Annotated in this window: 21 protein-coding genes; 11 read left to right on the top strand and 10 right to left on the bottom strand. The window is 67.8% G+C overall.

What is annotated here, in order from left to right; all coding sequences use genetic code 11:
* Nucleotides 1-351 (top strand): response regulator, encoded by a 351-nt coding sequence (locus EAH84_RS04510; protein WP_140868287.1) that lies wholly within the window; start codon nt 1-3, stop codon nt 349-351.
* 147 nt (nt 352-498) lie between these two features.
* Here EAH84_RS04510 and EAH84_RS04505 read toward each other — a convergent pair whose 3' ends face one another.
* From EAH84_RS04505 to EAH84_RS04485, 5 genes are all read right to left on the bottom strand, one after another.
* The gene (locus tag EAH84_RS04505; RefSeq protein WP_140868517.1) at nt 499-945 is read right to left on the bottom strand and encodes a YaiI/YqxD family protein; all 447 of its coding nucleotides are present in this window, start codon (nt 943-945) and stop codon (nt 499-501) included.
* A gap of 20 nt (nt 946-965) precedes the next feature.
* A complete protein-coding gene (locus EAH84_RS04500; RefSeq protein ID WP_140868285.1) occupies nt 966-2,699 on the bottom strand; it encodes a DEAD/DEAH box helicase in 1,734 nt (577 codons plus the stop codon).
* Nucleotides 2,700-2,816: 117 nt separating this feature from the next.
* Nucleotides 2,817-3,167, bottom strand: a complete 351-nt coding sequence (locus tag EAH84_RS04495; RefSeq protein WP_140868283.1) for a DUF3147 family protein — start codon at nt 3,165-3,167, stop codon at nt 2,817-2,819.
* A gap of 82 nt (nt 3,168-3,249) precedes the next feature.
* The gene (locus EAH84_RS04490) at nt 3,250-3,870 is read right to left on the bottom strand and encodes a peptidylprolyl isomerase (protein ID WP_140868280.1); all 621 of its coding nucleotides are present in this window, start codon (nt 3,868-3,870) and stop codon (nt 3,250-3,252) included.
* A gap of 256 nt (nt 3,871-4,126) precedes the next feature.
* On the bottom strand, nt 4,127-5,299 hold the full coding sequence (locus EAH84_RS04485) for an NAD(P)/FAD-dependent oxidoreductase (protein WP_140868260.1): 1,173 nt from the start codon (nt 5,297-5,299) through the stop codon (nt 4,127-4,129).
* Nucleotides 5,300-5,443: 144 nt separating this feature from the next.
* On the opposite strand from EAH84_RS04485, the gene EAH84_RS04480 reads away from it, so the two are divergent.
* From EAH84_RS04480 to EAH84_RS04465, 4 genes are all read left to right on the top strand, one after another.
* Nucleotides 5,444-5,896 (top strand): MaoC family dehydratase, encoded by a 453-nt coding sequence (locus EAH84_RS04480; protein ID WP_140868257.1) that lies wholly within the window; start codon nt 5,444-5,446, stop codon nt 5,894-5,896.
* On the top strand, nt 5,893-6,723 hold the full coding sequence (locus EAH84_RS04475; RefSeq protein ID WP_140868254.1) for an HpcH/HpaI aldolase/citrate lyase family protein: 831 nt from the start codon (nt 5,893-5,895) through the stop codon (nt 6,721-6,723). Before EAH84_RS04480 ends, EAH84_RS04475 begins: the two co-directional genes overlap by 4 nt.
* Before the next feature lie 93 nt (nt 6,724-6,816).
* On the top strand, nt 6,817-7,260 hold the full coding sequence (locus EAH84_RS04470) for a DUF2231 domain-containing protein (protein ID WP_140868251.1): 444 nt from the start codon (nt 6,817-6,819) through the stop codon (nt 7,258-7,260).
* Nucleotides 7,260-8,597 (top strand): PQQ-dependent sugar dehydrogenase, encoded by a 1,338-nt coding sequence (locus EAH84_RS04465; RefSeq protein ID WP_206663931.1) that lies wholly within the window; start codon nt 7,260-7,262, stop codon nt 8,595-8,597. Before EAH84_RS04470 ends, EAH84_RS04465 begins: the two co-directional genes overlap by 1 nt.
* On the opposite strand, the gene EAH84_RS04460 is transcribed toward EAH84_RS04465, so the two are convergent.
* Genes EAH84_RS04460 through EAH84_RS04450 form a run of 3 tightly spaced genes read right to left on the bottom strand, consistent with a single transcriptional unit; the run spans nt 8,594 to nt 11,113 of the window.
* Nucleotides 8,594-9,445, bottom strand: a complete 852-nt coding sequence (locus EAH84_RS04460) for a hypothetical protein (protein ID WP_140868245.1) — start codon at nt 9,443-9,445, stop codon at nt 8,594-8,596. The two genes, EAH84_RS04465 and EAH84_RS04460, sit on opposite strands and share 4 nt — an antisense overlap.
* A 4-nt stretch (nt 9,446-9,449) precedes the next feature.
* The gene (locus EAH84_RS04455; protein ID WP_140868242.1) at nt 9,450-9,797 is read right to left on the bottom strand and encodes an MmcQ/YjbR family DNA-binding protein; all 348 of its coding nucleotides are present in this window, start codon (nt 9,795-9,797) and stop codon (nt 9,450-9,452) included.
* The gene (locus EAH84_RS04450; RefSeq protein WP_140868514.1) at nt 9,794-11,113 is read right to left on the bottom strand and encodes a replication-associated recombination protein A; all 1,320 of its coding nucleotides are present in this window, start codon (nt 11,111-11,113) and stop codon (nt 9,794-9,796) included. Before EAH84_RS04450 ends, EAH84_RS04455 begins: the two co-directional genes overlap by 4 nt.
* A 203-nt stretch (nt 11,114-11,316) precedes the next feature.
* On the opposite strand from EAH84_RS04450, the gene EAH84_RS04445 reads away from it, so the two are divergent.
* Nucleotides 11,317-11,913, top strand: coding sequence for a PadR family transcriptional regulator (locus EAH84_RS04445; RefSeq protein WP_241656455.1), 597 nt, complete (start codon nt 11,317-11,319; stop codon nt 11,911-11,913).
* A gap of 1 nt (nt 11,914) precedes the next feature.
* On the opposite strand, the gene EAH84_RS04440 is transcribed toward EAH84_RS04445, so the two are convergent.
* On the bottom strand, nt 11,915-13,063 hold the full coding sequence (locus EAH84_RS04440) for a glycosyltransferase family 4 protein (protein WP_140868239.1): 1,149 nt from the start codon (nt 13,061-13,063) through the stop codon (nt 11,915-11,917).
* A gap of 36 nt (nt 13,064-13,099) precedes the next feature.
* On the bottom strand, nt 13,100-13,612 hold the full coding sequence (locus EAH84_RS04435) for a GAF domain-containing protein (RefSeq protein ID WP_140868236.1): 513 nt from the start codon (nt 13,610-13,612) through the stop codon (nt 13,100-13,102).
* 147 nt (nt 13,613-13,759) lie between these two features.
* Between EAH84_RS04435 and radA the strand changes: the two genes are divergently transcribed.
* From radA to EAH84_RS04410, 5 genes are all read left to right on the top strand, one after another.
* On the top strand, nt 13,760-15,133 hold the full coding sequence (gene radA, locus EAH84_RS04430) for a DNA repair protein RadA (RefSeq protein WP_140868233.1): 1,374 nt from the start codon (nt 13,760-13,762) through the stop codon (nt 15,131-15,133).
* Nucleotides 15,134-15,272: 139 nt separating this feature from the next.
* Nucleotides 15,273-15,842: a CvpA family protein gene (locus EAH84_RS04425; RefSeq protein ID WP_140868230.1), complete on the top strand. Its 570-nt coding sequence runs from the start codon at nt 15,273-15,275 to the stop codon at nt 15,840-15,842.
* Entirely contained in the window at nt 15,839-16,276 is a 438-nt protein-coding gene (locus tag EAH84_RS04420) for an iron-sulfur cluster assembly scaffold protein (RefSeq protein ID WP_140868227.1), read from the top strand. Before EAH84_RS04425 ends, EAH84_RS04420 begins: the two co-directional genes overlap by 4 nt.
* Nucleotides 16,269-18,032, top strand: a complete 1,764-nt coding sequence (locus EAH84_RS04415) for a cation:proton antiporter (protein WP_140868225.1) — start codon at nt 16,269-16,271, stop codon at nt 18,030-18,032. Before EAH84_RS04420 ends, EAH84_RS04415 begins: the two co-directional genes overlap by 8 nt.
* Nucleotides 18,029-18,358, top strand: a complete 330-nt coding sequence (locus EAH84_RS04410) for a DUF423 domain-containing protein (RefSeq protein ID WP_140868222.1) — start codon at nt 18,029-18,031, stop codon at nt 18,356-18,358. Before EAH84_RS04415 ends, EAH84_RS04410 begins: the two co-directional genes overlap by 4 nt.
* Nucleotides 18,359-18,493: the final 135 nt, after the last annotated feature.

Below are 18,493 nucleotides of genomic sequence, written 5' to 3'. Positions count from 1 at the left end.
ATGACCTCTCTCCAGCGTGTCCTAGTCGTCGAGGACGAACCGTTGATCGCGATGATGCTCGAGGATTTCCTCGACGTGCTCGGCAAGCTCGCCGTCGCGACCGTCGACAGCGTCGCGACCGCGCTGGCGGCGCTCGACGTCGAGCAGGTCGATGCCGCGATCCTCGACGTCCATCTGCGCGGCGGCGAGAAGAGCACCGCGGTCGCCGAGGCGCTGGCGGCGCGGAACATCCCCTTCGTGTTCGCGAGCGGGGGCAATGGCGACGGCATCGATGACCGCTTTCACGACCGCCCGCGGTTGCAGAAGCCGTTCACGATGGACGGGGTGGAGAAAGCGCTCGCCGAACTCTGATTTTCGCGGGAAGCGGTAATCGGCTGCTTCACATCGATCCGTTCGTGCCGAGCTTGTGTCGAAGCACGGTGAGACTCAGGCCCCCTTCGGCGAAGCTCAGGACAGGCTTCGACAAGCTTAGGGCGAACGGTTCAGGGGGTGGTCGCTCTAGCGACGCTTCAGCCTGACCAGCGCGGTGTCGAGTGCGGACAGGAAGCGCGACCGGTCGGTCTTGGCGAAGGGCGCGGGGCCGCCGATGATGTCGCCGCCCGCGCGCAGATCCGCCATGATCGCGCGGGTCGCGATCGCGCCGCCGATCGAGGCGGTCGTGAACGCCTTGCCGGTCGGCGAGAGTACGGTCGCCCCTGCCTTCAACGCGCGGTCGGCGAGCAGGATATCGGCGGTGATCACGATTGCGGTGGCGTCGGCGGCTGCGGCGATCCAGTCGTCGGCGGCGTCGAAGCCGTCATCGACGACGACGCGCGACACCAGCGGGTGGATGGGGACGCGAAAGTGGCTGTTGGCGACGATCGTCACCGCGACCCCGTGGCGCCAGGCCACCTGGTAGATTTCATCCTTTACGGGACAGGCATCCGCATCGACGAGGATGCGGATGCCGTCGGATACGGGACCGGTCACGCCGACCGGTTAGGTTTGCCCCGGTACGGCGGCCGGGCGCCGTGCTTGACCGGCGGCGGACCGCCGCGGGGACGCGCGGCGTTATCGCGCGGCGGACGGGGACCACGCGGCGGACCCTGATCGTTCGGCGGGCTCGCCATCGGTTCGAAGGCGACGCCGCTTTCCTCTTCATTGCCCTGTGCGGTGCGCTGAATCGCTGCGGCGAAGCGGCTGGCGACGCTGCGCGGCACCTGGAACGCGGTTTCGTTGGGGCCGATCCGGATCGCGCCGATTTCCGATTTGGTGACGTGGCCGCGGCGACAGATCAGCGGCAACACCCAGCGCGGGTCGGCATTCTGGCGGCGTCCGATGTTCATCCGGAACCACACCACGTCGTCGAAGCCTGGGCGGTGGCCCTGGGTTCGGTCCGACGGCGGCGCCGAATCGCCATCGAGCATGTCCTCCGCCTGTGGCATCTTGGCGCGGTGCGCGTGGACCAGCGCGGCGGCGATGTCTTCGGGGCTTTTTTCGGCCATCAGGCGGGTCGCGAGCGCGCGATCCTCGTCATCGACCTCGATCGGCGCCATCAGCGTCTCGATCAGCCGTTCGCGGTCCTGCGCGCGGATGTCGTCGGCGCTGGGCGCCTTGATCCATTCGCACGCGATCTTCGCCTGCTTGAGCATCATGTCGACACGGCGGCGGCGCGGATAGGGCACGATCAGGACCGCGGTCCCCTTCTTGCCCGCGCGCCCGGTGCGGCCCGAACGATGCTGGAGTGTTTCGGCATCGCGCGGTATTTCGACGTGGACGACGAGACTGAGCGTCGGCAGATCGATGCCGCGCGCCGCAACGTCGGTCGCGACGCAGACGCGGGCGCGGCGATCGCGCAAGGCCTGGAGCGCGGCGTTGCGTTCGTTCTGGCTATGCTCGCCCGACAGCGCGACCGCGTCGAAGCCACGCTCGACGAGGCTGGCGTGAAGGTGGCGGACGTTGTCGCGGGTCGCGCAGAACAGCATCGCGGTTTCCGCCTCGTGGAAGCGGAGCAGGTTGATGACCGCATTCTCGATGTCAGCGGGGGCGACGGTGACCGCCAGATAGGTGATGTCGCCATGGCCACGATCTTCGCCGACGGTCGAGATACGCAGCGCATCGCGTTGATAACGCTTGGCGAGCGCGACGATCGGCTTGGGCATCGTCGCCGAAAACATCAGCGTGCGGCGGCCTTCGGGGGCGGCGTCGAGAATCTGTTCGAGATCCTCGCGGAAGCCCATGTCGAGCATCTCGTCGGCCTCGTCGAGCACCGCGACCTTGAGCGCGGACAGGTCGAGCGCACCGCGTTCGAGGTGATCACGCAACCGCCCGGGGGTACCGACGACGATATGGGTGCCGTGGCTGAGGCTGCGGCGTTCCTTGCTGGCGTCCATACCCCCGACGCAGGTCGAGATGCGTGCGTTGGCGGCCCTGTAAAGCCACGCGAGTTCGCGGCTGACCTGAAGCGCGAGTTCGCGGGTCGGCGCGATGATCAGCGCGAGCGGTTTGCCGGGGGGCGGCGTGCCGTGCTCGCCGAGCAGTTCGGACGCCATCGCGAGCCCGAACGCAACGGTCTTGCCCGAGCCGGTCTGCGCCGAGACGACGAGATCGCGCCCGGCAGCCTCGGGCTCGATGACCTGCGCCTGGACGGGGGTGGGGGAGGTATAGCCGCGCGCGGTGAGCGCCTCGGCGAGAAGCGGGGGGAGATGGGAAAAGGGCATGAAGTGAACCTAGATGGTGTCGGGGTCCCCTAGGCGCAACCGCGCCGCATGGGAAGGCTGGCGCGGGCGACAGGGGTTTCGCTCATGGTCGGTGAGGCGTCCGAACACGCGCAGAGCTTAGAGCTGCAAGCCGAAGCGGGGGCCCAGCCATGTCATCGCGGCATAGAGCGCGACGGTCAGCGCGCAGCCGGCGATCAGGGCTGTCCAAAAGCCGATGCCGTGACGAAGCAACGCCGGAATGAGCAGGAACATCGGCAGGGAGGGCAAGACGTACCAGAAGGTCGCGGCCGAATGCGCGGCCATGTTCTCGGGGTCGGGTTTGGCGTTCCATAGCCAGATCATTCCGAGCACCGACACCAACGGCAACGACGCAACCAGAGCACCGAAGCCCGGATAGCGCTTCGCCAGCGTCGACGCGACAGCGATGAGCACGCCCGATAGCGCGGCCTTCAGAGCGAGATAGAACATGACGCGGTATCCCGTTGGGCTAACACGCGGTAGCGCGCAGGGAATGGCAACCTGCCAGACCGCAAACCGTTCGCCAGCGCGATCATTTCTTCGTCTTCTCCAGCCAGGGTTTGACCAAGCCGGTGGGTTTGGCCTTGCCGTCGAGGCGGACCGCGTGGACGATCCGGATCGGGTGGAGGATGGTCTGGCCACCCATCCGGCCGCCGATCGGCTGGGCGAGGATCTTCTTCACCGTCGCCATCCCGCCGACGACGTGGCCGAACGCGGCGTAGCCGGGCGCGCCGGGACGGGCATCCATGCTGGGAATCGCGCCGATCGTGATGAAGAAATTGCCGCCCGCCGAGTTGGGGTCGCTGCGCCTCGCCATCGAGATCGTGCCGTCGGTGTGCCTGATCCCGGTCATCGCGGTGGTTTCGAGCGGGTAGGGGGGCAGGATGCGGCGCGGGTCGGTGCCGATCCCGCCCTGGACGAAGCCGTAGGTCGGCGCGCTGGCGCGGCGCGCGGCGCGGTAGAAATCGATGCCGTCGAAGCGCCGGTCGTCGACATAGGCCATGAAGTTTGCGACCGTCTTGGGCGCGTGGCGCGCGTCGAGCGCGAGCGTGATCGGGCCGAGCGTGGTGTCGAGCCGGACGTGGACGATGCCACCGCGCGCCGATGCGGGCGCGGCCAGGGTCAGCGCGAGGAGGGTGAGGGCGAGACGCATAATGGGGCGCCTATAACGGGGGGTGGGGGCGTGCAACCTGAACGGGGATTTTGTCGAAGGGAATTCGCGCGGAGAGAAGAAGGAAAAGAGTGGTCTTCGCGCAGAGGCGCGGAGGACGCGGAGGTGTCGGTCGCTAGGTGATGGCGTGGTCACTCATCGAGCTGGACGATGGGCAACCCTCAATTCGGCAGCGGCTGCGCCGCGGCGCCACGCCTCTGCGTCCTCTGCGCGACCCCATTATTCTTCTCGCCGACGGTTACACATCCTGCGCCGCGGCCCAGCCGCTGGCCCAGGCCCATTGGAAATTATAGCCGCCGAGCCAGCCGGTGACGTCGACCGCCTCGCCGATCGCGTAGAGCCCGGGGACGCGGCGTGCGGCCATGGTTTGCGACGACAAGTCGGCGGTGCTGATCCCGCCGACGGTGACTTCCGCCTTAGCATAACCTTCGCTGCCATTGGGGTGGAAGCGCCAGTCGGCGAGTGTGCGGGCGGCGTCGGTGAGGCGGCGGTCGGTGGTGGCGGCGAGTTCGCCGATCGCGAGCCGGTCCGACAGCGCTTCGGCGAGGCGATCGGGGATCGTAGCGGCGAGCGCGCGGCGCAGCGTGGTGCGCGGCTGGGTGCGCTTTAGCGCGAGCAGCCAGTCTGGGGTCGCGGCGGGGAGGAAATCGATCCCCACCGCGTCGCCATGACGCCAGTAGGACGAGGCCTGGAGGATCGCGGGGCCGGAGAGGCCGCGGTGGGTGAAGAGCGCGGCTTCGTGGAAGCTTGCCTTGCCGGCGCGCGCGACGACGGGGGTGGCGACCCCGGCGAGATCGCGGAACAAGAGATCGTCGCCCGCGAGGGTGAGGGGGACGAGCGCGGGGCGCGGCTCGACGATCTTGAGGCCGAAACGGCGCGCGACGTCGTACGCGAAGCCGGTCGCGCCGAGCTTGGGGATCGAGGGGCCGCCGGTGGCGAGGACGAGGCTGGGGGCAGTGACGGTGCGCGCCCCGATCGTGACGCGATAGTCGGTTACGTGGGCGATGTCGGTCACCGACTGGCCGAGCGCGAGGTCGACCTGGCCGCGCGCGCATTCGTCGAGCAGCAGCGCGACGATCTGCTTCGCCGAGCCATCGCAAAACAATTGCCCCAACGTCTTTTCGTGCCAGGCGATGCGGTGGGAATCGACGAGCGCGATGAAGTCCGCAGCGGTGTAGCGACTGAGCGCGGACTTGGCGAAATGCGGGTTGGCCGAGAGGTAGCGATCGGGCGCGGTGTGGAGGTTGGTGAAGTTGCACCGTCCGCCGCCCGAGATCAGGATTTTCTTGCCGACCTCGTCGGCGTGGTCGACGAGCAGGATGCGGCGCCCGCGCTGGCCAGCGATCGCGGCGCACAGGAGGCCCGCGGCACCGGCGCCGAGGATGATGGCGTCGTATTGGTCGCGCGGCATGCGCGGGGCTGTAGGGGGTGCGCGGGTGGGGGGCAATGTTGTGGCGCTCTGCCTCGACCCGTTCCCCGGCCTTCGCCGGGGTGGCAATTGGGGCGGCGTTCCCTCGATCCCACGACCATGCTAGCTCCCCCGGCAGGAGGCGTGATGGCTGGACGATATTATGACGCGTGGCAGGTCGGCGACCGGATCGAGCATGAGATCCGGCGAACCGTGACCGAGACCGACAATCTGCTGTTCACGACGATGACCCACAACCCGCAGCCGCTCCATCTCGATGCCGAGGCGGCGAAGGCGTCGGAGTTCGGGCGAATCCTCGTCAACGGCACCTTCACCTTCGCGCTGATGGTCGGGCTGACGGTGGGAGACACGACGCTGGGCACGCTCGTCGCGAACCTCGGCTATGACAAGCTGGTGATGCCGCACCCGGTGTTCATCGGCGACACGATGCGCGCCGCGACCGAGGTGGTGGAATTGCGTGCCAGCAAGTCGCGGCCCAACGCGGGGCTGGTGACGTTTCGCCACGTGCTGACCAACCAGCGCGACGAGATCGTGTGCCAGTGCCTGCGGACCGCGCTGTTGCAGCGGACGCCGAAATGAGGTTGCGGTCGCTGTTGTTCGTGCCGGGGGATCGGCCCGAGCGGTTCGCCAAGGCGGCGACGAGCGGGGCGGATGCGATCATCCTCGACCTGGAGGATTCGGTGGTCGCGGCGCAGAAGCGCGCGGCGCGGGACGCGATCGCGGCGTTCCTGGCGACGCCCGCGGATGGCGTGGCGCGCTGGGTGCGGGTCAATCCGCTCGACAGCGATTTTGTCGCGGACGATCTGGCGGTGGCGGCACGTGCCGATGGTGTAGTGCTGCCCAAATCGGTGTCGGGGGCGTCGGTGACCGAGCTGGTAAAGCGGATCGGGGCGGAGTGCCCCCCGATCCTGCCGGTCGCGAGCGAGACGCCGGCGGCGGTGTTCGGGCTCGGCGATTATGCGGGGGTGCGCGATCGGCTCGGCGGGCTGACCTGGGGCGCGGAAGATCTGCCCGCGGCGATCGGCGCGACGACGTCGCGTGAGGCGGACGGGTCGTATACCCCGCCGTATGAGGTGGTGCGCGCGCTGACGCTGTTCGGGGCACACGCGGCGGGGGTGGCGGCGATCGAGACCGTCTATCCCGATTTCCGTGATCTCGACGGGCAGGCGGCTTATGCCGCGCGGGGCGCGCGCGATGGATTCACCGGGATGATGGCGATCCATCCGGCGCAGGTCGCTGCGATAAACGCCGCGTTCACGCCGTCGGACGCGGCGATCGCGGCGGCGCGGCGGGTGGTCGATGCGTTCGCGGCGAATCCCGGGGCGGGGGCGCTCCAGCTCGACGGGCGGATGATCGATGCGCCGCACCTGAAACAGGCGATGGCGTTGCTGGCGCGGGCATCGTGAGCGGTCGGTTCGTCGCGGAGGCGGAACGACTTGCCGCCTGACGCGTAAGAGTCTGGCACGGCGCACTGGGGCGTCGGCGCTGCCGGAGGCCTCATGGCGACTACTTTCCCCCGACCGTTGCCGAGCGCGACGCATCCGCTCCACGTGTTGCTCGGCGCGTATCCGATCGCGTGCTTCAGCGGCGCGTTCCTGACCGATATCGTCTATATGAACACCGCGGTGATGATGTGGGCGAATTTTTCGGTATGGCTGATCACCGCGGGGCTGGTGATGGGCGGCGCGGCGGCGGTCGTCGGGATCGTCGAGGCACTGGTGTCGAAGAACGGCCGCACGCTGCGCCCCGGCTGGGTCCATTCGATCGGCAACGCGCTGGTGCTGGGGTTGTCGCTGTGGAACGCGTTCGTCCACAGCCGCGATGCGTGGACGTCGGTGGTGCCGACCGGGATCATCCTGTCGGGGATCGTGACGGTGCTGGTGATCGTGATCAACTGGTTGGGAACAACGCACACGATGCGTCAATTGGCGGGAGACGCATGATGCGCGCATCCTCAATGGGCGTTTCCGCGCTGGCGCTGGCCGCAACCGCCTTGCTCGCAGGCTGCGGCGGCGACCCGGCTGCCCCCGCGGCGACTCAAATCGGTGCGAACCCGCCGCTACCTGCACAAAAGCGGTATCTGATCCCGCCGATCAAGGTCGCGCCGCCGGCGGGGTGGCATCAGGGTGAAACGCCGACGGTCGCAGCAGGACTAAAGATCGAAGCGCTGGCGACCGGGTTCGAACACCCGCGCCAACCTTATGTGCTGCCCAATGGCGACATCCTGGTCGTCGAATCGAACGGCCCCGGCTACGAACCCGTCACCCGTCCCAAGGAACTGATCATGGGGTGGGTCATGAAATATGCGGGGGCAGGTGCTAAAGGCGGCAACCGGATTACGCTTATCCGCGACGCCAATGGCGACGGCAAGCCCGAATTGCGAAGTGTGCTGATCGACCATCTGGTCTCGCCGTTCGGCATCGTGCTGGTCGGCGGCGACCTGTATGTCGCGAATACCGATGCGATCGTACGCTATCCCTACCAGACCGGCCAGACCACGATCACCGCACCGGGCACCTTGGTGACAGAGTTGCCCGGTGGGCCGATCGATCACCATTGGACCAAAAGCCTGACCGCGAGCCCCGACGGATCGAAACTCTATGTCGGGGTGGGATCGAACAGCAACATCACCGAAAACGGAATCGAAGCCGAGAAAAACCGGGCTGCGGTGTGGGAAGTCGATCGGGCGACGGGCGCGCACCGCGTCTTCGCGAGCGGACTGCGCAACCCCAACGGGTTGACGGTCGAGCCCACGACACAGCAATTGTGGGTGGTCGTCAACGAACGCGACGAGATCGGACAGAACCTGGTTCCCGATTACCTGACATCGGTCAAGGACGGCGCCTTCTACGGCTGGCCGTACAGCTATTACGGCCAGCACGTCGACCCACGCGTGATGCCGCAGCGACCCGATCTCGTCGCCAAGGCGATCGCCCCCGATTATTCGCTGAGCAGCCATGTCGCACCGCTCGGGCTGACCTTCTACACCGCGGGTGCATTGCCGGGGTACCAGGGCGGCGCGTTCATCGGCGAGCACGGCAGCTGGGACCGCAATGTCTTCAACGGGTATCGGGTTGTCTATGTCCCGTTCGCAAACGGCCGACCGTCGGGCAAGGCGCAGGACGTCGTCACCGCGTTCCTCGACAAGGACGGCCATGCGCGCGGACGCCCGGTGGGGCTCGCGGTCGACCGGACCGGCGGGCTGCTGATCGCGGATGATCTGGGCAATACAGTGTGGCGGGTGACTGCGGCGACGCCGCGACAGGTTGCCGCGCGTTAGGCGACGCCGAAGGTCCAGCCTTCGGTGCGGGCTACCGGTGGCGTCATGCCGCCGGGGCTCCATAGATCGGCGCGCGCAACGTTGGCGCGGAGCCACGCGGCGGTGAGGATCGCATCGGTCGCGTGGTCGTCGTAGCGCGCGAGCGACAGGTGGGGGGCGCTGCCGACCGCGGCGAGCGCGGTGTCTAGCGCGGCGGCGTCGCGGATCTTGCTGCGGCCCCGGACAATCCCCGCGGCGCGCGCGGCGATCGCGGTGTAGATTTCGACGATGACCAGGCCCGATGCGGGCAGCGGATCGAACGGCCAGACCGGGATGCGGCTATCGAGCGCGTGGAGCAGCCGCATCCCCGCGAAGCTCGCCTTGGCGACCTGTGCCGCGCCGATCGCGTCATAGACGGTCGAGGGTTTGACGTGTCCGCCGAGCGCTTCGCATTGCCGGTAGAACAGGAAATCGCGCTTGGTGCCGTCGGCGGCGCCGAGATAGAAATGCCGCCCGCGGCGTGCTTCGAGGAAGCTGGCCGCGCCCAGATCCGCATCGTCGCATTGGTCATCGACGTAGCGCCACAGCGCCTTGGCATCGGTGGTGGTGGTTTCACCGGGCAGGTGCGCGCCGCGTTCGACGAAGGGCGGGGCGAAGCTGAAATCGAAGCCGACCAGCATCGGTTCGCCGCGGTGGGCAAGTAGCCAGTCGAGGATCGCGGCGCGCGACCAGTGGCGCGTCGGCGGTGCTACCAGGGTTGGGGCGGCGGTGCCCGCGGCGCAGGTGGCGAGCGCGATGCCGGGATGCTGACGGCCCTTCGCACCCGACCAGTCGATCGCGGCGAAGCGCTGGATATGATCGGGAACGATTTGGTTAGGGACGATCGCCGAACGCCTCGCGCTGCGCGGGCGACGCGCGATCCCACCACGCGCGGGTGATGACCGCGGCGACGCGCGCCGGATCGCTGCTGGCGTAGCGCACCAACAGGCTCGACCAGCCGTCGTAATGCGGGGTCTGCCAGAAGGTGGCAGGATCGGTGTCGAGCAGCACCTGTTTTTCGTCGTTGGTGCTCATTGCGACGAAGCTGCCCGGCTCGCTGCCGCGCGCGACGAACGCCTTCTTGTTCACCTTGGGGGTCGGCTTGCCGTAGAAGCTTTCGATATAGGTGTCGGGCAGCGACAGCGCGAACGCGACGACCTGGTCCCAATCGTCGAAGGTCATGATCGGCGCTCCTGGCGTAAACTGGCCCAATGCGACAGGCGTTCGGCGAGCCGAGCCTCGAAACCGCGGGCGGTGGGGGTGTAGAAGGTCTGTGCAGTCATCTCGTCGGGCCAATAGTTCGCGCCCGAGAACCCTTCTTCGGCGTCGTGATCATAGGCGTAGCCTTTCCCGTAGCCGATGTCGCGCATCAGCTTGGTCGGCGCGTTGCGAATGTGTGCAGGGGGCATCAGTGACCCGGTTTCCTTCGCCGCGCGCCACGCCGATTTTTGCGCGGTGTAGGCCGCGTTCGATTTGGGGGCGGTGGCGAGATAGAGACAGGCTTGTGCGATCGCGAGCTCGCCCTCGGGGCTGCCGAGGAAATCATAGGTGTCCTTGGCGGCGATGCACTGGACCAACGCCTGTGGATCGGCGAGCCCGATGTCCTCGACCGCGGCACGGGTCAGACGGCGCAGGAGATAGAGCGGCTCCTCGCCCGCGGTCAGCATCCGCGCGAGATAATAGAGCGCGGCGTCGGGATCGGAGCCGCGGATCGATTTGTGGAGCGCGCTGATGAGGTTGTAATGCCCCTCGCGGTCCTTGTCGTACACCGCGACGCGGCGCTGGAGAAATCCCGACAAGCCAGCGGAATCGAGCGGTTCCTTCAGATCGACCGAGAACAATGTCTCCGCTTGGTTGAGCAGGAAGCGGCCATCACCGTCAGCGCTCGCGATCAGTGCGTCGCGCGCGGCGGGGTCGAGCGGGATCGGGCGACCCATCTCCGCTTCGGCGCGATCGAGCAGTTGTTCGAGCGCGGCGCGGCCGAGGCGTTCGAGGATGAGCACCTGCGCGCGGCTGAGCAACGCGGCGTTGAGCTCGAACGACGGATTTTCGGTGGTCGCGCCGACGAGCGTGACGGTGCCGTCCTCGACATAGGGGAGGAACCCGTCCTGTTGCGCGCGATTGAAGCGGTGGATTTCGTCGACGAACAGGAGCGTGCGTTTACCGATTCGGGCATGCTCGCGCGCCTCGGTGAAAGCTTTCTTGAGGTCGGTGACGCCCGAGAATACCGCGCTGATCGCGACGAAGCGCAGGTCGACCGCATCGGCGAGGAGCCGCGCGATCGTGGTCTTGCCGGTGCCAGGTGGTCCCCACAGGATGATCGACGACAGCCGCCCTGCCGCGACCATCCGCCCGATCGGCCCCTCCGCACCGGTGATGTGATCCTGCCCGACGACCTCGTCGAGCACGCGTGGGCGCAGGCGATCGGCGAGCGGTGCGTTCTCGGGCGGCGTGGCGGGAAGGGGGTCGGGTTCTAGTCCCGCGAGCAGGTCGGCCATCGGCACCATGTAATCATTCCACCCTGAAACGGGGAGGGGCACCGGCGCCGCCAGTGAAGCCGAGTTTCTCCACCGACGCGGCGCGCCCGGCGCGCCCCGCCTTCGTTCCGTACCGGGATATAGCGAGAATATATCTTGGGCGAATCTTGACACGCTGCCGTTGCGATATATCTTCGTGCTATCTTCACGCGAAGGAGTCGACGATGTTCAGCATGCATGTCCGCGGATGCGGACCCAAAGGGCGGTTTGATTTCGATTCGGAGTCGATGAGGCGCGACATCCACGATGCGATGCGCGCGATGCACGGCTTTCCTGGCGGCGGCGGCGGCGGCCGGCGCGGGCGGATGTTCGATGGCGACGAACTGCGGCTGGTGATGCTCAAACTGATCGCCGACGAACCGCGCCACGGATATGATCTGATCCGCGAGATCGAGACGATGACCGGGGGTGGCTATGCGCCGAGCCCGGGGGTGATCTATCCGTCGCTGACGATGCTCGGCGAGATGGGGATGATCGACGAGGAAGCGTCGGCGGGGGTGAAGAAGCGTTTTGCCGCTACCGCGGAAGGGCGCGCGCACCTTGCGGAAAACGCGGACCAGGTCGCGGGGTTGATCGCGAAGCTGTCGGGAATGGGCGACCGCGCCAAGCGCGGCGACCGCGCGCCGGTGCGACGCGCGCTGGGGAATCTGCGTCACGTGGTGCAGGATCGGCTGATGTACGGCGACCTGTCCGACGAGCAGGTTCATGACGTCGCCGCGATGATCGACGAGCTGGTCCAGCGGATCGAGCGGCTGAAATAGGCTAGTCCCGCCGCGCCATGAGCGCGAGATAGGTGTCGAGCACCGCCTGGTTCGCGCTGTCCCACCGGTAATGCGCTGCCGCTGCGTGGCCCGCGGCACCCAGTGCGTCGCGGAGCGCGGGGTTGGCGACGATCCGCGCGATGGCGTCGGCATAGCCCGCGATGTCGGTCGGCTCGACCAGGAAGCCGGTGACGCCTTCCTCGACGAGGTCGATCGCGCCGGTCGCGCGGGCGGCGACGACGGGGACGCCCGCGGCCATCGCCTCGGTGGTGACGTTGCCGAAGGTTTCGGTGATCGAGGGGTTGAAGAACACGTCCATCGACGCGACCGCGCGGCCGAGGTCGTCGCCGGTCTGGAACCCCGCGAAGATCGCGTCGGGGACCTGTTCGGCGAACCAGTCGCGCGCGGGTCCCTTGCCGATCACCAGCGCCTTGTGACGGACCCCGCGGCGGCGCAGTTCCTTGAGCACGTCGGCGAAGACATCTAGCCCCTTTTCCTTCACCAGCCGCCCGAGGAAGCCGACCGCGATCTCGTCGTCGGCGATCCCCAGGCCGCGTCGCCATGCCAGGCTGCGGCGATCGGGGCGGAACCGGTCGTGGTCGATCCCGCGGCTCCAGATCCCGATCGGGGTGGTGACGCCCCATTCGCGCAGCAACGCGCGCATGCTGGGGGAGGGGACGACGACCTCGTCGACGCGGTTGTAGAAACGCGTGAGAATCCACCGGATCACCGGTTCGATGAAGCCGACGCCGTAATAGCGGAAATAGGTTTCGAACCGGGTGTGGAGCGAGGCGACCGACGCGACGCGGTGGCGGCGCGCCCAGGTCACCGCGGCGTGGCCGAGGAATTCGGGGGCGGAGACGTGGACGAGGTTGGGCGCGAATGCCTCGAGGTCATCGCGCGTCGCCCGAGGAAGATAGCGCCCGAGCCGATATTCGTCGCGGCCCCCGGGAACGGGGATCGCGGGTACGCTGACCAGATCGCCGGTCGGCGGGAAGGCGGGTTTGGGCAGCGTGGGGGAATAGACCCGGACCGTCACGCCCTTCGCCAGCAGATGCGCGACCAGCGAGTTCAACGCCTGGTTCGCGCCGTCGCGGGTGTAATTGTAATTGCCGCTGAAGAGCGCGACACGGAGATCGGAAGGTTGCATGGCTGCGCGCGGCATAGCGATGCGATTGCGGCGTGACTATGTCGCCTGGTCGGCCGGCTCCCTCGCCATGCTCGCGATCTGCGCGGTGATGATCGCGGCGATTTCCTGCGCGAAGCCGGTCAGCGTCCCGACCACGTCCGAGGCGCTGAGCGTGCGTTCATGCGGATCGATCGCGCACAGCGTGCCGAAGAAGCTGCCGTCCGCCAGCACGATGGGCATCGCGGCGTAGCTTTCGAAACCGTACATGACCGGGGTGTGATGCGTCCGCCACGCGGGGTCGGCGGCGACATGATCGATGACGACGCCCTGGCCACTCTGCCGGATTTCGTCGCAGATCGTCGTCTTGAGATCGAGTTCCTCCCCGGGTTTGAGGCCGAATTCGATCCGGTCGACGACCTGGCACGCGATCCAGCGCCGGTCGGTGACGCGCGCGACCGCAGCGAATCCCATGCCGGTCAGCGCGCATACCTCGCTGAGGATCGCGCGAATCCGGTCGTGATCGGCAAGCGCAACCTGTTCGCGCGCGAAGTCGTCCTGAATTTCCCCCATCCGTGGGATTGTGCCAACATTAGCGTTGCGGCGCAATAGGTTGTGGCGGCTGGCGTCCCGACGGCGCGCCCGGATAGCTTCGGCGACGGAATCCCGCGGTAAAATCGTCTGTTCCCCTATCGTTCCGATTTTGATATGCGGTCGGCTATGGCGAAACCCCAGAAGCGATATGTGTGCCAGGCGTGCGGATCGGTCGCGCATCGCTGGGCGGGGCAGTGTGGCGATTGCGCGGAGTGGAACACGCTGGTCGAGGAAGCGGGCGCGGTCGTCACGCCGTTTGCGGCGAAGCATCATCTGCAGAGCGGTGGGCGGGCAATGACGCTGGTGTCGCTCGACAGCGAGGTCGCGCTGCCCGCGCGGCTGGCGAGCGGAATCGCGGAACTCGATCGGGCGATGGGCGGCGGATTCGTCGAAGGCAGCGCGACGCTGATCGGCGGCGATCCGGGGATCGGGAAATCGACGCTGCTGCTCCAGGCGGCCGCGAAGATGGCGTTGGCCGGGCTATCGGTCGCCTATGTCTCGGGTGAGGAGGCGGCGGACCAGGTGCGGTTGCGTGCGCGGCGGCTGGGGTTGGGGAATGCGCCGGTGCAACTGGCGGCGGCGACCTCGACCCGCGATATCCTGACGACACTGTCGCAGGGTGCGCCGCCCGCGCTACTCGTGATCGATTCGATCCAGACGATGCATAGCGACCTGATCGAGGGCGCGCCCGGCACCGTAAGCCAGGTCCGCGCGTCGGCGCAGGAACTGATCCGCTTCGCCAAGGGGCGCGGGACTGCGGTGGTGCTGGTCGGGCACGTGACCAAGGACGGCAGCATCGCGGGACCGCGGGTGCTCGAACATATGGTCGACACCGTGCTGAGCTTCGAGGGCGAGCGCAGCCACCAGTATCGCATCCTGCGTGCGATCAAGAACCGGTTCGGCGGGACCGACGAGATCGGCGTGTTCGCGATGGTCGCCGAGGGGCTGGCCGAGGTGTCGAACCCGTCCGCGTTGTTTCTGACCCAGCGCGACGAGGGGGTGACGGGGACGGTGGTGTTCCCCGCGCTGGAGGGGACGCGCCCGGTGTTGGTCGAGATCCAGGCGCTGGTCGTCCGGCTGGCGAGCGGAGCGACGCCGCGCCGCGCGGTGGTCGGTTGGGATGCGGGAAGGCTGGCGATGATCCTGGCGGTGCTCGAGGCGCGGTGCGGCCTCAGCTTCTCGACGTGCGAGGTCTATCTCAACATCGCGGGCGGGTATCGGGTGCAGGACCCGGCGGCGGATATGGCGGTGGCGGCGGCGCTGATCTCGGCGCTGTCGGAAAAGCCGGTCGCGGCGGATGCGGTGGCGTTCGGCGAGGTCGCACTGTCGGGCGAGATTCGCCCGGTGGCGCATGGCGCGCTGCGGTTGAAGGAGGCGGGCAAGCTGGGGTTCGAACGCGCGCTGGTGCCCGCGGCGATGGCGGCGGATAAATCCGCGATGCGGCTTGCCGGGTTCAAGACGCTAGGGCAGTTCGTCGATCATATGCTCGGGCGGGGGTAGGATCATCTTCTGCCGTTCGCCCTGAGCGAAGTCGACGGGCATTGGCGCGCGGTGAGGCAGGTGCTTCGACTTCGCTCAACACGAACGGAGGTGGTTGCAGGGCTAGCGATATGCCCCCCGCGTCCCTATTCCGTATCGCATGGGTTTGACTGCACTCGATATGATCGTTCTGGTTCTCGTCGCGGGGGCGGCGGCGCTGGGATTGAAGCGCGGCTTCGTCACCGAAGTGCTGTCGCTGTTCGCGTGGGTCGCGATCGTCGCGATGCTCAAGTTGTTCCACGTTCCACTCGCCGCGACGCTGGCGACGGTAATCGGGACCGCGTCGGGCGCGGCGGTGGCGGCGTTCGCGATCATCGCGGGCGCGACCTATGTCGGCGGGCGGTTCGTCGCCAATGCGATCGGCAAGCGGACGCGAACCAGCATCTTGGGGCCGGTCGACCGTGCGCTGGGATTCGGGTTCGGTTCGCTCAAGGGGTTGATCCTCGCGAGCCTGGGGTTTTTGTTGATGACGTTGGTGCTCGACACCGCGCACGGCGGGCCTTCGCAGCGCCCCGGATGGATGGTGACGTCGCGGACCTATCCGCTGCTCAACGCGACGAGCGCGAGCATCGCCGATTTCGTCGATCGACGGCGGCGGGGGTTGCCGGTGTTCAGCGCCCGGGCGCGCGATAGCGATGCCGTCGACGGGAATGCGGACGCCGGGCGATGAGCGCGCCGCTGTATAACGAACAAATCCTGCGGCTGGCGGCGTCGATCCCGCATCACGAACGGCTCGGCACCGCGATGGCGACCGCGGAGAAGCGATCGCCGGTGTGCGGCAGCCGCGTCACCGTCGACGTCAGCGTCGATCGCGGGGGGCGCGTGAGCGAGGTGGGGATGATGGTGCGCGCGTGCGCGCTGGGGCAGGCGTCGGCATCGCTGCTGGCGACGAGCATTCTCGGCAAGACCCCCGAGGAACTCGCCGCCGCGCGTGATGCGCTGACCGCGTGGCTGGCGCGCGACGGCGACGCGCCCGACTGGCCGGGGATCGACGTGTTCACCCCCGCGCTTGACTACACCGCACGGCATCCCTCGATCCGGCTGGCGTTCGAAGCGGCCGCCGAGGCCGCCGCCGCAGCGCGCGAGGCGACCGCCGATGCATGACGCCACCGCGACGGGATCGCTGCTGCGCGAGGGCGTGCTGCTGTTCGGATTTGGCCTCGCGTTCGTGCTGCTGTTCCGGCGGCTCGGGCTTGGCGCGACGCTGGGGTTTCTGGTCGCGGGCGCGGTCGTCGGCCCGCAGGTGCTGGGGCTGGTCGGCGATGCCCAGAGCAAGATCGGGGTCGCCGAACTCGGGATCACCTTGCTGCTGTTCATTGTCGGGTTGGAGCTGAACCCGTCGCGATTGTGGCGGATGAAGCAGGAGATATTCGGGCTCGGGCTGATCCAGGTCGTGGCGTGCGGGCTGGCGCTGTCAGGGGTGATCTGTCTAACCACAGGCTTTTCGGTTCAGGCCGCGTTCGCGCTGGGGTTGCCGCTGGCGCTGTCGTCGACCGCGCAGGTGCTGCCGATGCTCCAATCGTCGGGACGGATGCGGACGCCGTTCGGCGAGCGCGCGTTTTCGATCCTGTTGTTCCAGGACCTGTCGATCGTCCCGCTGATCACGATCGTCGCCGCGATGAGCCGCAACCCCGCCGATGCCAACGGCCCGCCGGGGTGGCAATTGGGGCTGTACACGGTCGCGGCGGTGGTCGGGCTGATCCTGGCGGGACGGTTCCTGCTACGCCCGTTGTTCCGGTTGATCGGCAACCTCGGCGAGCGCGAGATGTTCGTGTTCGCCGCGCTGTTCACGGTGATCGGCGCGGCGGCGATCATGGAGGCGCTGGGGCTGTCGACCGCGCTCGGCGCGTTCGTCGCGGGGGTGATGCTGGCGGACAGCCCGTACCGCCACGAGCTGGAGGCGGATGTCGAGCCGTTCCGGTCGATCCTGCTCGGGCTGTTTTTCCTGGCGATCGGGATGACGCTCAATCTCCACGCGATCGCCGAGCGACCGGTGTTCGTGGCGTCGATGGCGGTGGCACTGATCGCGACCAAGACGCTGGTGATCTTCCTGATCGGGCTGGGGTTCCGGATGAACTGGCGTGGTGCGCTGGCGCTCGGGCTGTTGCTGAGCCAGGGCGGCGAGTTCGGCTTCGTGCTCTTCGCGGCGGCGCAATCGGGGTATCTGATCGATCCCGAGGCGGCGAGCCTGTTCGGCGCGGTTGTGACGCTGTCGATGGCGACGACACCGTTCCTGATGACGGTTACGCGGCGGTTCCGCGCGGCACCGATCGATTCCAAGGGCGATCGCGACGGCCCCAGGGCGGACGGCGCGAATGCGCTGATCGTGGGCTATGGGCGGTTCGGGCAGACCGTGGGGCAGATGCTGCTCGCGAGCGATATCCCGGTGACGCTGATCGACACCGATATCGAGATGATCGACATCGCGGGCGAGTTCGGCGCGAAGGTCTATTACGGCGATGGCACCCGGCTCGACCTGCTCCGCCAGGCGGGCGCGGCGGAGGCGGAGCTGATCATGTTCTGCATCGACGGCGACCAGATCACCGCCGACATCCTCGAAGGCGTCAAGGAGGCGTTCCCCCATGCCGCGATCTATGTCCGCGCCTATGACCGCCGCGCGCTCGTGAAGCTCAAGAACGGCCCGGCCAATTTCATCGTCCGCGAAGTGCTCGAATCGGCGGTCAAGATGGCGCGGCTGGCGATGGAACAACTCGGCCTCGACGGCACCGCGATCGACCGGGCGGAGGACATGTACCGATCGAAGGACAAGGAACGGCTGCGTATCCAGGTCGAGGCGGGCGACATCCGCGCGGCGCGCGCCGACACCGCCGAACAGGTGCCGTGGGGGACCGACCGATGAACTGGCTGGCGGTGATCGCGGCGCTGTCGGGCGCGCTGGCGGTGGGCGCGGGCGCGTTTGGCGCGCATGGCGCGAGCGGCGCGGCGGCGGAGTGGCTCAAGACGGGGGGACAATATCAGCTGATCCACGCGGTCGCGGCGCTGGTCGCGATCCGGATGGAGGCGCGCGCGCCGGCGTGGCTATTCGTCGGGGGCGGAGCGATCTTCGCCGGCACGCTGTATCTGATGGCGATAGGCGCGCCGCGCTGGTTGGGCGCGGTCACGCCGGTTGGCGGCGCGGTGCTGATCGCGGGGTGGTTGTGGCTCGCTTGGTCGTTGCGCGGGTAAACGCGATGACGTTAGATTGATCCTCTCTAAAACGTTCGCCCTGAGCTTGTCGAAGGGCGTGAGCCTCACCGTGCTTCGACAGGCTCAGCACGAACGGGTCTGGATCGCGTCTTGCGTTCTGAGCAAAATTTATTC

This window comes from Sphingomonas oligophenolica (assembly GCF_006438955.1).
Taxonomy (GTDB): domain Bacteria; phylum Pseudomonadota; class Alphaproteobacteria; order Sphingomonadales; family Sphingomonadaceae; genus Sphingomonas; species Sphingomonas oligophenolica_A.
This window is presented reverse-complemented; position numbering and strand designations above follow the sequence as displayed.

Excerpts from the sequence above, each read along its gene's own strand:
- EAH84_RS04510 (WP_140868287.1), top strand. The coding sequence starts at position 1 with ATGACCTCTCTCCAGCGTGTCCTAGTCGTCGAGGACGAACCGTTGATC.
- EAH84_RS04490 (WP_140868280.1), bottom strand. The coding sequence starts at position 3,870 with ATGCGTCTCGCCCTCACCCTCCTCGCGCTGACCCTGGCCGCGCCCGCA.
- EAH84_RS04420 (WP_140868227.1), top strand. The coding sequence starts at position 15,839 with ATGAGCGCGCCGCTGTATAACGAACAAATCCTGCGGCTGGCGGCGTCG.
- EAH84_RS04495 (WP_140868283.1), bottom strand. The coding sequence starts at position 3,167 with ATGTTCTATCTCGCTCTGAAGGCCGCGCTATCGGGCGTGCTCATCGCT.
- EAH84_RS04440 (WP_140868239.1), bottom strand. The coding sequence starts at position 13,063 with ATGCAACCTTCCGATCTCCGTGTCGCGCTCTTCAGCGGCAATTACAAT.
- EAH84_RS04450 (WP_140868514.1), bottom strand. The coding sequence starts at position 11,113 with ATGGCCGACCTGCTCGCGGGACTAGAACCCGACCCCCTTCCCGCCACG.
- EAH84_RS04410 (WP_140868222.1), top strand. The coding sequence starts at position 18,029 with ATGAACTGGCTGGCGGTGATCGCGGCGCTGTCGGGCGCGCTGGCGGTG.
- EAH84_RS04415 (WP_140868225.1), top strand. The coding sequence starts at position 16,269 with ATGCATGACGCCACCGCGACGGGATCGCTGCTGCGCGAGGGCGTGCTG.
- radA (WP_140868233.1), top strand. The coding sequence starts at position 13,760 with ATGGCGAAACCCCAGAAGCGATATGTGTGCCAGGCGTGCGGATCGGTC.
- EAH84_RS04500 (WP_140868285.1), bottom strand. The coding sequence starts at position 2,699 with ATGCCCTTTTCCCATCTCCCCCCGCTTCTCGCCGAGGCGCTCACCGCG.
- EAH84_RS04445 (WP_241656455.1), top strand. The coding sequence starts at position 11,317 with ATGTTCAGCATGCATGTCCGCGGATGCGGACCCAAAGGGCGGTTTGAT.
- EAH84_RS04480 (WP_140868257.1), top strand. The coding sequence starts at position 5,444 with ATGGCTGGACGATATTATGACGCGTGGCAGGTCGGCGACCGGATCGAG.
- EAH84_RS04435 (WP_140868236.1), bottom strand. The coding sequence starts at position 13,612 with ATGGGGGAAATTCAGGACGACTTCGCGCGCGAACAGGTTGCGCTTGCC.
- EAH84_RS04475 (WP_140868254.1), top strand. The coding sequence starts at position 5,893 with ATGAGGTTGCGGTCGCTGTTGTTCGTGCCGGGGGATCGGCCCGAGCGG.
- EAH84_RS04455 (WP_140868242.1), bottom strand. The coding sequence starts at position 9,797 with ATGACCTTCGACGATTGGGACCAGGTCGTCGCGTTCGCGCTGTCGCTG.
- EAH84_RS04470 (WP_140868251.1), top strand. The coding sequence starts at position 6,817 with ATGGCGACTACTTTCCCCCGACCGTTGCCGAGCGCGACGCATCCGCTC.
- EAH84_RS04425 (WP_140868230.1), top strand. The coding sequence starts at position 15,273 with ATGGGTTTGACTGCACTCGATATGATCGTTCTGGTTCTCGTCGCGGGG.
- EAH84_RS04465 (WP_206663931.1), top strand. The coding sequence starts at position 7,260 with ATGCGCGCATCCTCAATGGGCGTTTCCGCGCTGGCGCTGGCCGCAACC.
- EAH84_RS04485 (WP_140868260.1), bottom strand. The coding sequence starts at position 5,299 with ATGCCGCGCGACCAATACGACGCCATCATCCTCGGCGCCGGTGCCGCG.